Raw genomic sequence first — 14,172 nt, 5'->3', positions numbered from 1 at the left:
CAACGAAAAATAAATCGGCCCTCAAAAAACAATCAAGGACAATTATCTAAAAATATCAGGTCTAACCCTAGATGAGACTTGACTTTACGTAGAAAAAAGCTGCTTTTTATCGCTCCTATTGATAAAGAGTAAAAGATTAGGGCTAAGCAATTAAATGCTTAGCCTTTTTCTTTGGCCTTGTTTTCTTCCAATTGGAACTTTAAAGACAGCTATTAAATTATGTCTAAGGGTAGAAGAGGTTTGTGCATTATTGAACCTACTTTTTCTTGAGAATAGATGATCTCCTTCATGGCTGAAACTGTAGAAGTCATATTTGAAGAACTAAATATGAAATTTATATTAAAAGTGAGCATTAGAGAACGTAATATTTATTATTTAATTCGCTACTTAAGTGACGATTGAGTGGAAAAATATACTGTTTTAATCATACGAATATGATAAAAATAGTTTTCAAATTGAATATTAATAACTATTGTTAGCAAATCGTATACTTTGTTATTTATAAATAAAATGTATGAACTTATAAATGTATGCTTATACTGGTGATGTATTGATATAATAGGAATTTTATAAAATAAATTTGCACATATAGATTTATAAGCTGAGTTGTAATTGTATTTGCTTTTAAAAAAATATGTTATAGTATCTGTGTAAAGAAAATTACTTTTTAATAAGTTATAGAAAAGTGGGTGAAAAATAGAAAAATATGATGTCCATTTTTTATCCATTTTATTAAAAATAATTTAATTATTACGTAAAATCAGCAGAAGCAATTAAATAATTACTTCTCAAAAATAATATCAATGGTATAACGCATTAATTAAAAAGCGACTATTATATTATTTCTTTAAGTGGAGGATAAGATGTATGCTCGGAAAAAATAATTTTAAAGAACGTTTACGTAGAATGGAAAATCAAGATAAGCATGATCGGTTTTCTATTCGTAAATTAAGTATTGGTGTAGCAAGCGTTTTAATTGGTTTTGCATTTATGGTGTTAAGCTCCCAAACAACATTGGCCGATACAATTACACCTTCATCTACAGAATCAAGTGTTGTTGAAGCCAAAGATAATGTGGCTAATAATGATAATCAAAATGTGGCTTCAAATGAAGAAAATAATCAAACAAAAAGCGAAGCTAATACAGAAAAGGTAACACAGCAAAACAACACTGCAGATGTAAAACAGACTGATCAAGTTGTTAATAATGATCAAAAACAAAATTCAACTTCAGCTGTAAAGACAGAAGTTACACAAGATCATCAAAATAATGATAAACAAGTTAATGTATCAAAATCTACAACTAATAGTGTTAGTCAACAAGTAACTAATCAATTAGGTACTGAGGATTCTAGTGTAACTGCACCTAACGAAACTGAAAATCAAGCTACTCTTGAAAGCGTAACAAACTCTAAAGCAGCAGAAAATGTTTCAGCTAATAATGATAATATCTCTGTTCAAGATGGTGAAACTACAGTAAATAAAACAGATAATCAAAAGCAAGAGACAGTAGCTACGTCATCTGTGCCAAAGTTAACTACTGATCAATTAAACATAAAGGATCAAACTTTACCTACTAAAGTTAACGTTGGAAAAGATAATAAGATAGTTGATAGTGAGGATAAAGCGGCTCAGAGTTATGATGTAACGAAGGGACGTAAGACACAAGCTAATTTAAGTAGTCTTTTGACTAATCTAAGTGTACGAGCAACGCCTCAACCTTCTTATATAGCAAATATCTGGAATAGTTATGGAATTACATTGGTTTATGGGCAAAGCCTGGGTACTGGTAATACAATTGATAGTAGTTTTTTCTTTAATAAAATTCCATTAAGTGCCCAATATTCTATATTTCAAGTCAATGGTCAACGTGTAGACAGTATCGGTAAGCCAGGTGATGCAATTCAAAGTGTAACTTATACTGGTACAGTGAATACTACACCGACTATACCATCTAGTGGGAATACTTATCTTGAAAATAATGGAGTAAACATTACAGTACATTTTAGTAATGGCACTTCTCAATACCTTGGTAAATTACGTGTAACGGTTGCCGGTGGTTATATTACTCCCGGTAGGATAGCTTATGTTACGTCCAGTGATATTAGTGCTCTAGAAGGTAATAACAATACGTTAGCAATTAATACACTTAATAATGGTACAGCATTAAAGAATGGAAATGCGGGAATGGATAAGGCAGGTACTACCCCGGCAACGAATTTCTAATTTGTTAAAGATACATCTGGCACACAGTTCCAAGAATCAGATATTGATCTTACTAACCCTGCAGTTGAAAGTTTACCAGTAAATTCAGCAACAAATTCTAGAAATATAGATGGTTATATAAAAATTACGTACGGAGATAATGTATCAGTTCAATCCGTTCCTGTTAAAATCGGTATTCAAAATCAAAGTCAACATTTCAATGCTAACTATCCGTATGCGAAGGGCAAAGAAATTAAGGCTCATGTGGTAACTAATGGTAATAAGACAAGTTATGTTGACGGATTAATTAGTGACAAGAATGTTCCAATTACTTATGGGACAAGTGGTAGTGCAACCGGAAATCTTAAAGACAATGCATATGTAGACTCAGTAACGTGGAATACAAATAGTGTTCCAAATGTAGAGACGAGTAAATCAAAAACAGAATATACTGCAACAATTAAATTTAAAGATAATTCAACACAAACTATTAAAATTCCGGTAAGCGTAATTGGTGGAACTGCCAAAACAAATATTACTATGACATATGGCGATGCAGCGTTAGTGGCATCTGATCAGATTACAAATAAGAGTACTTTGGCAACTGATTTCAGTGTAACTAATGCAGATATTTCTTGGGCTAGTGACTCAACTGGTACGCCTTTAGCAACCGATTTTTGGAAGACAGCTGGTACTAATAAACAAGCCTATCTGATAATTAAATATAATGATGGTACTTCTCAAGCTATTAGTGCTCCAGTAACGATTAATCCAAAGGCAGCTACAGCCAACTTAGGCGGCAATGGCGATAAGGTTTACAATACTGAACCTGCTAATGTTTCAATTGATACTTTGAAGGACCTTCACAACTGGACTGCGACAGGACTGGTCAATGGGTCAACGTTGAATCTTTCAGATTTAACGATGTCTGACTTTGACTGGTATGAAGGCAATATCAAATTGACTGCAGCTCCAAAGAATGTAGGCACTTATACTATCAAATTGAATAATACTGGTGTAACCGCATTAAAGAATGCCAACAAGAATTATAATTTTGACGATAATGGAATTAGCGGCAGCTATACTTATACAATCAAGCAAGCTGATGCCAGTGCAGAATTAAGCGGCAATAACAGCAAGGCATATGATGGCAGTCCTGTAACAACAGCTGAATTGCTTAACAGTAATGGTGACGTTAAGGTTGAATTGACCTTCCCAGGCAGCACCAGCGAGAATGATACTTATACCCTGCAAAATGGTGATTACACTTGGAACACCAGTGATGGTTCAGCACCAAAGGATCAGGGCAGCTACACAATTACGTTGACAAGTCGTGGTATTACCAATATCGAGAATAAGATCAAAGCTGCAGTAGGCACAGGAACAGATAGTAGCGGTCATACTATAAGCAACGTAAAATTCGCAGATAATGCAATAAGCGGCAGTGCTACTTATACTATTGGCAAGATGGGCGTCAAGATTGTCTTCTCAGATACTAAGAAGAATAAGGACGTCAACTATGGTACACAAGATTGGCTTGATGCCAAAGACAGCATCAATAATGAAAAAGCATCCTACAGCGTCAGTGTAACTACCAATCCAACTGAAGGCACAGGCACAACAGTAGACTTGCCAAATAACTTTAGCTGGAATGATGGCGACTTAGCGTATGAAACTACTCCAGGCAATGTCGGTACTTACAATGTAAAGCTTACTGATCAAGGCTTGACTCACTTAGAAACAACTTTAGGAAACAACTATGCTTATCCTGCAGCTGTAATTGATCATGGTACGTTAACTGTAAAGCAAGGCACAATCACTATTAATTTAGGAGGTAGTGATGAGAAGACATATAATGCCAGTGCCACTAGTTCAGCTGATCTGACCCCAAGCAAGTACAGCTATACAGGAACTATTTATAAGAATGATGGTACGCCTCAAACCTTGACTTTGAGTGCAGCTGACTTGTCCTTAGAAGGCGGCAGCCAAACCAATGTAGGCACCTACACGGTTGACTGGTCAGAAGCAGGCAAGACAGCCTTAAAGAGCCTTGATGGCAACAGCGGCAACAACTATGCTTGGACATTTAACAGAACGGCAGATTACCAAATCAAGCAAGCTGATGCTAGTGCAGAATTAAGCGGCAGTAACAGCAAGCCATATGATGGCCATGCCGTAACAACAGCTGAATTGCTTAATAGTAATGGCAATGTTAAGGTAGTGCTTCACTATCCAGGCTCAACTGATGCAAGTACCTACACTTTGGCAGCTGGTGACTACACTTGGAACACCAGTGATAGTTCAGCACCAAAGGATCAGGGCAGCTACACAATTACGTTGACAAGTCGTGGTATTACAAATATTGAAAACCAGATTAAAGCTGCAGTAGGCACAGGAACAGACAGCACTGGCAACACTATAAGCAACGTAAAATTCGCAGATAATGCGGTAACTGGCAGTGCTGGATTCACAATTAATCCAAAGGCAGCTACAGCTAACTTAGGCGGTGGTGACAGTAAGACCTATAATACTGAACCTGCCGATGTTTCAATTGATACCTTGAAAGACATCCGTAACTGGACTGCGACAGGACTGGTCAATGGGTCAACGTTGAATCTTTCAGGCTTAACGCTATCTGACTTTGACTGGTATGAAGGCAATACTAAATTAGATGCAGCTCCAACTGATGCCGGGGACTACACTATTAGGCTTAACGACAATGGCGTGAATGCCATTAAGAATGCCAATAGAGATTACAGCTTCGCAGCCAATGCAATAAGCGGCTCATACGGTTACCGTATTACGAAAGCTACAGCTACGGCAACTCTATCAGGCGATCAAGAAGACGTCTACCGAGGCAGCGCATACGGCAATAATGATTTGCATACCGGTGCTTACCAGGTAACCTTGTCTAATGGTAAGAGCTATACTTTGCAGGCTGGAGATCTTCAATTCGCAGCAGGCGAAGATCCAATCAATGCAGGCATGTACCACGTTGAATTGACAAGCAGAGGAAAGAACAATATTGCCTCAGTTGCTAGAAATAACTACAATTATGACTTTAGTCATGTTGGTCAAGGAACATTTAAGATTACTCCAGCTGCAGCCCAAATTGTTATTAACGGCAGCCCAACTTCGACAACGGCAGATATTGTTCCAAGCAACTTCAGTGGTCAAGTAGATGAATACCTAGGCCGGCCAACGGTAAGCGGCAATCCAAGCAGCCACTTTGCCATCGATATAAATGCTGGTGATTTGACCTATGTTGATAGTCAAGGCAATCCAACGACTGTACCGACCCATCCAGGCGATTACAGCATCGGCTTAACCAACGCTGCCTTAGCTAGATTGCAGAGCGATCCAGCTTACAAGAACTATAAGATCGGTCGCGGCACTGTAGGCACTTTCCATTTGGAAGGGACAATCAACTATATCTTCCAGGATAGCGATGAAGATAACAGACAGGTTGGCAGTGCAATTGTGAAAACAGGTCTGCCAAGTGAAGGCGTTAAGAATACAGACTTAGTTGTACCAGCAGGGTATAACCTTGTTAATGGTCAGACTTTGCCAAATACTTATAGTATTAAGACAACTGATCCATTAACGCAGAATGTGGTTATTAAATTAAAGCATGCGACGATTACGGTAAATCCAGGACAAGAGGCCCCAACCGGACCAGTTCCAGGAGATCCAAGCAAGAACTATGAGACAATGAACAATCTAACCTCTACGCCAACAAGAACGATCAAGATGACTTATCCAGACGGCAGTCACGGTCAGCTTGTGCAAAAGGTAAGCTTCAGCCGGACAGCTACCTTTGACGAGGTAACGGGTAAGGCCGCATACAGTGATTGGACCTTGACTCAATCGGATACAGGCGAAGCAGTATGGTGGGCCTATGCCTCATTGATCTTTGATGGATATCAGGCTAGTCCAACCTTGATTCTGCCAGTGGAAGTAACTGGCGATACGCCAAACAGAACGGTTACTATTACTTATACCGCAGTATCGCAGCCGACCCAGCCAACGCAACCAAGTCGCCCAGTTGATCCATTTAATCCTAACCCAATTAATCCGATTACTCCGGCAGAACCAAATGACAATCCGGTAAGTCCAATAAGTCCGGTAGAGCCAAACGTGCCAAATAATACAGTCAGTCCAACCAATCCGGTAGAACCAACTGAACCGGCAACTAAGCCAATCAATGTAATTTACCAATACAATAATGGCGAAATTAGTCGGAATCTATACAGACCTGCTGGATCAGGCAGTGCAGCTGGTCTTAACAGCTTTGTTCAGGACAATGTACCGGCCGGTTATCGCATAACTGAAAAATTAAGCGATAGAGACCTGAACAATAGCCAAGGCGATGTAGTAATTCAAGTAGTTCCGATAACTTACCAAAAGCTGGTGCTTTACATCGGCAGAAACGGCAGAGTTGTAAAGAGAGCCTACATTACGGTAAATGAGGGCAAGGATAGCTTGGCAGAACTGACCAGATTGGCCCAGGCAGAAAGCAAGATGCCAAACGGCTACAAGGCCAGCGGCAAGATTAAGAAGGTAGCCAAGCACCTAAATGTTTGGGTAGGTAAGAAGAAGCAGCCAAGCTTTAACCGAGCACCAAAGACGAAGGATGTCTTGTATGTAGCTGCGGACGGCAAAATTGTTAAGAAGACCAGAATTACTGGCAAGGTAAACAAGAAGAATGCGCAAAGCAAATTGTCAAAAGGCTACAAGATAGCCGGCATTGACCGAGTAAACAATCACTACAATGTTTGGATTAAGAAAATCAATAAATAATTTAATTGTTATAAAATAAAAAAAGATGGTTGGTGAGATAATTCCGTTAAGTAGAAAATTTAGACATATAAATTGATCAATGATCAGTCCGCATATTTCATGTGGGCTGATTTTTTTGATTAAAAATCGATCAGGTTTCTTATTTGTGTTCTGATTTTAATTAAACATTATGGATTGGATATAAAATAAATGAAATTTAACTTTACACAAAAAAAGCTAATCCCAATTAAAGGATTAGCTGAGGAATTTTGTATATTTGCTTTGTGTGCAAGATAATATAATTCTTTTAAGCTACACCAGCAATTTTGGTTTTGTTTAAAAGAAGTGAGCTAGTTACAACTGATACTGAACTGAAGGCCATTGCAAGACTGGCTAATTCAGGACTCAAGGTTACACCTAGTCCCATGAATAGACCTGCGGCAATAGGAATGCCGATAGTGTTGTAAATAAGGGCCCAGAACAGGTTTAATTTGATTCTGTTGAAAGTCTTCTTAGAGATGTCTAAAGCTCTCACAACGCCCATTAAATCGTTCTGAACGAGGACAATACCACCGGATTCAATTGCGACATCTGTACCAGATCCCATAGCAATACCCACATCAGCAGTAGATAAAGCAGGTGCATCATTGATACCATCACCTACAAAGGCAACTTTATTACCTTCATCTTGCAATTTCTTGATTTCAGCGGCCTTTTCAGTAGGCAAAATGCCAGCGATAACTTGATCAATACCAACTTCTTTACCGATAGCTTTAGCAACAGTTTCGTTATCACCAGTAAGCATAACTGTCTTTAAACCGCGCTTCTTAAGTTCAGCAATCGCAGCCTTAGAACTAGGCTTTGGTACATCTTGAATAGCAACTAAACCGATGATTTCCTTGCCTAAGCCTACATAAACAACAGTCTTAGCTTCACTTTGAAGTTTCTTAGCTTCTTTTTGCATTTCCTGGGAAATAGAAATGTCTTCAAGGAGCTTATCACTACCTACAATGGCAGTTTGACTATCGTAACTTGCTCTAACGCCTTTACCTTCAATTGCGGCGAAGTTAGTTACTTTGGCTAAATCAATCTTGTTTTCCTTAGCCTTTTTAACAATAGCTGTAGCAAGTGGGTGTTCAGAATTTTCTTCAAGGCTGGCTGCAATAGTCAATACTTGCTTTTCGTCGCCAACAACATCAGTTACTTGTGGCTTACCAACAGTGATAGTACCAGTCTTGTCGAATACTACAGTGTTGATGTTGCTAACTTCTTCAAGGACTTCACCGTTCTTGATTAAAACACCCATCTTAGCGCTGCGTGCAGTACCAACCATCAATGCAGTTGGAGTAGCAAGACCCAAAGCACATGGACATGCAATAACTACAACAGATACGGCGAATAACATAGCAGTAACTAATGTTGCACCTAAGAATACATACCAAATTACGAAAGTTAAGATGGCAATAATTAAAACTGCTGGGACAAAGATATTAGAAATCTTGTCAGTTAAGTTTTGGATAGGAGCGTGACTGGTTTGAGCTTTCTTAACCAAATCAACGATTTGTGAAAGCATAGTGTCCTTACCAACTTTAGTAGCCTTAAAAGTAAAAGTACCATTAGTATTGATAGTTGAACCTACAACGTCATCGCCCTTTTTCTTGGTTACTGGCATACTTTCACCAGTAACCATTGATTCGTCGATAGTAGTGGAACCGTCAACGATAACACCGTCAACTGGAACTTTTTCACCAGGCTTAACACGGATAATATCGCCGACCTTAACTTGATCAAGAGGGACTTTAACAAATTCACCGTTACGTTCAACTTCGGCGTCTTTAGCTTGCAAGTCAATTAACTTAGCTAAAGCGTTAGATGCGTTATTGTGCATCTTTTCTTCCATAGCGTCGCCTAAAAGGACGAATACAGTAACAAAAGCGGCACTTTCAAAGTAAACTTCACGACCAGTGAACATTGCGAAGATGCTGTAGAAATATGCGACAGCAGTACCAACGGCAACTAAAGTATTCATGTTAGCGTTATGGTGCTTGAAAGCTGCCCAAGCACTACTCCAGTAAGGAGCAGCTGAAATGGCCATAATGATTGTTGTTGTTATAAATGCGATCCAGTTGTAGCCAGGCATCATCCAATGGAAGGGCATGGCAAACATTTGGATAAGCATTGGAATTGCTAAAATAAATGAAATCCAAAACCGTTTAATATTTGAAAGTTTCATTATTTAACGACAACCTTTCCATGGAACATGTCCATACCGCAAGCGTAGTTGTAAGTTCCAGGCTTGTCAGTTGGAACATCAATAGTAACTTCTTTTTTACCGTCCAAGTTTTCGTCAAAGTTTAAATCCTTTGAAACGATTTCGTTCATACATCCCATATTGTCTGAAGCAATGAACTTTAATTGAGCAGGCTTACCTTGCTTGAAAGTAACAACATCAGGCTTGTAACCATGGTTCTCTGCATTTACGACAACTTTTTTAGTTTGATTCTTTGAAAAAATACTCATTATTTAACAACAACCTTTCCATGAAACATATCCATACCACAAGCAAAGTTATAAGTGCCTTTTTTGTCAGTTGGAATATTGATAGTAGTAACTTTTTGTTTAGTCAAATCTTTGTCAACACCAAGTTGTTCAAAAACAACGTGAGACAAACATGCTGTTGAATCTTTCATATCGAAGTTAACTTGAGCTGGAACTCCTTGCTTAAGAACAACGGTTGAAGGAGAATAGCCACCTTTAACAACGATATTCGCTTCTTGAGTGCCTTGATTTACATTGGCTGTTCCTACGGCTTCGCTGTGTTTGCCAAAGAACCACCAAACAATAAAGCCAATTAGTATAATGGCAACGATTAATGTAATAATCTGTGAAATCCCCATATTAAAACTCCTCTAGCACATCTTTTCCTTACCTGGTAAACAGTTGCAAGGAACCATATCAGGTGCATTCTCTTCTTTTTTATTAATTATTTGCTTAATTTTAGCTAAATCACTTTTTGAAATAGGAGAGTCAGCGATCAATTGCAGGATGACTTCTCCTTTGTGCATGTCACACATTCGATCTAATAATTCTTGTGTGGCTTCAGTCATCACTTGAGTTTGATCGATTTTAGCTGAATAAATAAATCGTCTTCCTTCCTTAGAAGTCTTAAGCAAGTCTTTCTTAACTAGGCGACGAAGCAAAGTTTTAATTGTAGATTCGGACCAGTTTTTCTTTTCCTGCAGTTCTTTAATTATTCGAGTTGAACTAACAGGTTCAAGAGTCCAGATAATTCGCATTGCTTCCCATTCGCTATTAGAAATTGTGCTTTCATTTTCCTGAAGCTTAACCATAATTGCCTCCTATTCGTTTACAAACGTAACTATAAACCTAAAATCTACATTTGTAAACATTAAAGCAAAATATTTTTTGAAAATAAAAAAGAGATCCAATTGGATCTCTTTAACGTTTGATTTTTATAGATTAGTGACCAGGAAGAAAATGATGAATACTACGAATAAGATATACATCATTGGTGTAACTTCCTTACCACGCTTAGAAGCAACCATCGTAATAGGGTATGCGATAAGTCCTAAAGCTAAACCGTTTGAAATACTGTAGGTAAGTGGCATCCCCACAACCGTAAGAAATGCTGGAAATGCAATTTCAAATTTGTCCCAATCGATTTTCTTCAAGTTGCTTGCCATAAGTACACCAACAATGATCAAAGCAGGAGCAGTAACAGTTGTTGGAATTACTTCAAGAAGTGGACTGAAGATCATACTGATAATAAAGAAAATACCTACAAAGATGGCAGTCAAACCAGTTCTACCACCCATGGCAATACCAGCACTAGATTCAACTGAAGTACCAAGTGGAGCTGTACCAAATACGGCACCTTCAACCATGGCAGTTGAGTCAGCTAAGAATGCGCGGCCGATCCGTGGAATCTTACCATCTTTATCAACCATACCAGCTTGTTCAGTCATTCCGATTAAAGTACCAGCAGTATCAAAGAAGGTAACCAACAAGAAGGTTAAAACAACCATCCAAAGCTGAGCTGTATTAATGTCTTTTAAGTGGAAGACTGCTTGACCAAAGGTTGGAGCAATACTTGGTGCTCCAGAAATAATGCCGTGTGGCAATGGAATTTGACCGATGATCATTCCAAAAATGGCGGTAACAATCATACCGATAAAAATTGAACCAGGTACGTTTAAGGCCATTAAAACAACAGTTAAGATTAAACCGAATAATGTGATCCAAACTGCAGGATTACTAAAGTAACTAAAGTTGAATCACTGTTAACAATTAACTGACCATTTTTAAGACCGATAAAGGCGATGAATAAGCCAATACCAGCAGAAATCGCATATTTCATATCTTGTGGAATAGCGTTAACAACCATTTCACGCAATTTGAAGACAGTGATCAAAATGAACAAAACTGATGCAACAAGAACTGCTGCTAATGCTGTTTCCCAGGAAATATGCATCCCCACACATACGTTGTATGCAAAGAATGCACCACTACCCAATGTTGGAGCTAACGCGATAGGATAGTTAGCAATAAATCCCATCAAGAAACAACCAATTGCAGTTGCTACCGCGGTAACGGTAAATGCTGCTCCCTTAGGAATTCCAGCTGCGTGCAAAATGTTAGGGTTAACAAAAAGGATGTAGGAGAGACTGACGAACGTGGTAAGCGCAGCGATTAACTCACGTTTGACAGTGGTATGAGCATCCGATAAATGAAAGACTTTTTCTAATGTCTGCATTTAAAAACTTCCTCCGTAATATGAAACTTTCAAAAAACTATTGTATCTAGTTTAGCACAGCTACAAAAAAGTGGCGGAAAAGATCTATTATTTCCTGAGAAATAAAAAGCCAAGTGGCAATTACCACTTGGCTTTTGGAGATATTTTATATATTTATACTTAAGAGATTAAACATTCAAAACAACGTAGTAGATGATGAATACCACAAATAGAATCCACATCATTGGCGTTATTTCTTTGAAACGCTTAGCTGCGATCATTGAGACAGGGTAGACAATGATTCCCCAACCTAAACCGTCTGAAATAGAGTATGTAAGAGGCATTCCGATTGCAATAAGGAAACATGGAATGGCGATTTCAAGGTTAGTCCAATGTACGTGAGCTAAGTTTTCGGCCATAAGTACTCCGACGATGATTAAGGCTGGTGCAGTTACTTGGGTAGTAAAGATACTTAAGATTGGACTAAAGATTGTAGAAATAAGGAAGAAGATACCAACCCAAACTGCAGTTAAACCAGTTTTACCACCAACAGCGATACCCGAACTTGATTCAACGAATGCACCAACTGGTGAAGTACCAAGAACTGAACCAACAAGCATACCTGATGAATCGGCAGCTAAGGCTTCACCGGCACGTGGCATCTTGTTGTCTTTCATAAGACCAGCTTGTTGAACCAAACCGATTAAAGTACCAGTAGTATCAAAGAAGGTTACTAATAAGAAAGTGAAGACAACAACCCACATTTGAACAGTGTTAATGTCGCCGATGTGGAAGATTGCTTGACCAAAAGTTGGAGCAATACTTGGAATTGAAGAAACAATACCTTTAGGCATTGGAATTTGACCGATCACAACACCAAAAATAGCTGCGATAATCATACCGATGAAGATGGCACCAGGAACACGGGCAATCATTAAGAAGATGGTAACGATTAAACCGAAAATAGTGATCCAAACTGTAGGATTGTTAAGGCTACCGATAGTAACTAAAGTTGAGTCACTGTTTTGAATCAACTTACCACCTTGTAAACCGATAAAGGCGATGAATAAACCAATACCAGCAGAGATGGCGTATTTAATGTCAGCAGGAATTGCATCGATAATCATTTCACGTACTTTAAATACAGTAAGTAAAATGAAGAGAATAGATGCAACGAAAACTGCGGCTAAAGCTGTTTGCCATTTTACGTGCATTCCAAGACATACGGTGTAAGTGAAGAATGCGTTCAAACCTAAAGTTGGGGCTGAAGCGATTGGATAGTTAGCGATAAGTCCCATAACGATACAAGTAAAGGCAGCTGAGAGTGCAGTTACTGTGAACAATACACCTTTATCCATACCGCTGGCACCCAAAACGTTAGGGTTAACGAAAAGGATGTATGACATACTTACGAAAGTAGTCAATCCGGCTAATAATTCAGTTTTAAAAGAGGTATTGTTCTCTTTTAAATGAAAGAAATTACTGATTGCGTTCATTTAGTCCTCCAAAAATTGTATAATGTGAACATTCAATTAAAATTATACTTCTATTGTTAATAATTTCAATAGAAAAAGTGCAAAATATTTGCTTTTTGGGTGTTTTTTAGGAATATTCCGTTTTTCATTGACTTTAACCCAGCGTAAACCCGTATATTAAAAGTGTGAGGTGAGAAAGTAATGTCAGAAGAATATACAATCGGAGAATTGGCCAAGCAGCTAAATATAACCACTAGAACCATTCGCTACTATGATCAAAAAGGTTTAGTTAAACCAAGCAACGTTGGTGAAAATGGTTATCGGATGTACTCGGCTAAACAAGTAAAGCAGTTAAAATTAATTATCTTTTTAAAGGATCTAGGCTTTTCGCTAAAGGATATTCAGAAGATTTTTGAAGATCAAAATGGTGAACGATTAATTGAATTATTACTGAAAGAGCAGTTGAAAAGGAATAAAGAAGAGATCCAAAAATTAGAAGAACAAAATAAGAAAATAGAGCAATTACAAAAAATATTGAATAAACCTAATAACATTGAAGAAGTTACTGACATTACGAAAATCATGAATAATGAAACTAGATACAAAGAATTAACGCGATACATGTGGAAATTATCTGCAGTAATTATCACTATTGAATTAATTGGAATGGCCATTGCAGCATACTTTTTCATTAATGGAATGAATACTGCAGGATATATTGCAGCAGCTGTTTTAGCAGTAATTTTGGTAATTTTATGTGTTGTTGTGCTTAAAAACTACTATCAAAAAGTGGCTTATATTTGTCCAAATTGCAATTACAAGTTTGTACCTGAGCTTATAAAATTTATGTTTGCGGCGCATACACCACATACTAGAAAATTGCGTTGCCCAAATTGCCATAAGAAATCATATTGCTTAGAAACAGTTCGATAATATTCCCTAGGAAATATTGCCTGACGT

General features: G+C 37.9%; 8 protein-coding genes and 1 pseudogene. 3 read left to right on the top strand and 6 right to left on the bottom strand.

All coding sequences use genetic code 11. The features are described 5' to 3' along the window. Positions 1 to 867: 867 nt before the first annotated feature. Positions 868 to 2,226, top strand: coding sequence for a YSIRK-type signal peptide-containing protein (locus tag RDN22_RS01560; RefSeq protein ID WP_308555233.1), 1,359 nt, complete (start codon positions 868 to 870; stop codon positions 2,224 to 2,226). Positions 2,227 to 2,469: 243 nt separating this feature from the next. Then, positions 2,470 to 7,005 carry an MBG domain-containing protein gene (locus RDN22_RS01555; protein ID WP_308555232.1) on the top strand — a complete coding sequence of 1,512 codons (4,536 nt, stop codon included), beginning with the start codon at positions 2,470 to 2,472 and terminating at the stop codon, positions 7,003 to 7,005. Positions 7,006 to 7,291: 286 nt separating this feature from the next. Here the strand turns inward: RDN22_RS01555 and RDN22_RS01550 are convergent, their stop codons facing one another. The 6 genes and pseudogenes from RDN22_RS01550 to RDN22_RS01525 form a co-directional block, all read right to left on the bottom strand. Further along, positions 7,292 to 9,217, bottom strand: a complete 1,926-nt coding sequence (locus tag RDN22_RS01550; RefSeq protein WP_308555230.1) for a copper-translocating P-type ATPase — start codon at positions 9,215 to 9,217, stop codon at positions 7,292 to 7,294. After that, the gene (locus RDN22_RS01545) at positions 9,217 to 9,504 is read right to left on the bottom strand and encodes a cupredoxin domain-containing protein (RefSeq protein ID WP_308555228.1); all 288 of its coding nucleotides are present in this window, start codon (positions 9,502 to 9,504) and stop codon (positions 9,217 to 9,219) included. Before RDN22_RS01545 ends, RDN22_RS01550 begins: the two co-directional genes overlap by 1 nt. Further along, positions 9,504 to 9,881: a cupredoxin domain-containing protein gene (locus RDN22_RS01540; protein ID WP_308555227.1), complete on the bottom strand. Its 378-nt coding sequence runs from the start codon at positions 9,879 to 9,881 to the stop codon at positions 9,504 to 9,506. Before RDN22_RS01540 ends, RDN22_RS01545 begins: the two co-directional genes overlap by 1 nt. Before the next feature lie 12 nt (positions 9,882 to 9,893). Next, the gene (locus RDN22_RS01535; RefSeq protein ID WP_308555225.1) at positions 9,894 to 10,334 is read right to left on the bottom strand and encodes a CopY/TcrY family copper transport repressor; all 441 of its coding nucleotides are present in this window, start codon (positions 10,332 to 10,334) and stop codon (positions 9,894 to 9,896) included. A gap of 123 nt (positions 10,335 to 10,457) precedes the next feature. Beyond that, positions 10,458 to 11,758: pseudogene (locus RDN22_RS01530) on the bottom strand (NCS2 family permease). Positions 11,759 to 11,925: 167 nt separating this feature from the next. Beyond that, positions 11,926 to 13,233: an NCS2 family permease gene (locus RDN22_RS01525; RefSeq protein WP_308555223.1), complete on the bottom strand. Its 1,308-nt coding sequence runs from the start codon at positions 13,231 to 13,233 to the stop codon at positions 11,926 to 11,928. 180 nt (positions 13,234 to 13,413) lie between these two features. Between RDN22_RS01525 and RDN22_RS01520 the strand changes: the two genes are divergently transcribed. After that, a complete protein-coding gene (locus RDN22_RS01520) occupies positions 13,414 to 14,145 on the top strand; it encodes a MerR family transcriptional regulator (protein WP_308555221.1) in 732 nt (243 codons plus the stop codon). Positions 14,146 to 14,172: the final 27 nt, after the last annotated feature.

Source organism: uncultured Lactobacillus sp., from assembly GCF_902491705.1.
GTDB lineage: Bacteria > Bacillota > Bacilli > Lactobacillales > Lactobacillaceae > Lactobacillus.
Note: the sequence above shows the minus strand (reverse complement) of the source record. Positions and strands in the feature narration are given on the sequence as shown.

Coding starts and splice junctions, on each gene's coding strand:
- RDN22_RS01560 (WP_308555233.1), top strand. CDS start 868: ATGCTCGGAAAAAATAATTTTAAAGAACGTTTACGTAGAATGGAAAAT.
- RDN22_RS01550 (WP_308555230.1), bottom strand. CDS start 9,217: ATGAAACTTTCAAATATTAAACGGTTTTGGATTTCATTTATTTTAGCA.
- RDN22_RS01545 (WP_308555228.1), bottom strand. CDS start 9,504: ATGAGTATTTTTTCAAAGAATCAAACTAAAAAAGTTGTCGTAAATGCA.
- RDN22_RS01540 (WP_308555227.1), bottom strand. CDS start 9,881: ATGGGGATTTCACAGATTATTACATTAATCGTTGCCATTATACTAATT.
- RDN22_RS01535 (WP_308555225.1), bottom strand. CDS start 10,334: ATGGTTAAGCTTCAGGAAAATGAAAGCACAATTTCTAATAGCGAATGG.
- RDN22_RS01525 (WP_308555223.1), bottom strand. CDS start 13,233: ATGAACGCAATCAGTAATTTCTTTCATTTAAAAGAGAACAATACCTCT.
- RDN22_RS01520 (WP_308555221.1), top strand. CDS start 13,414: ATGTCAGAAGAATATACAATCGGAGAATTGGCCAAGCAGCTAAATATA.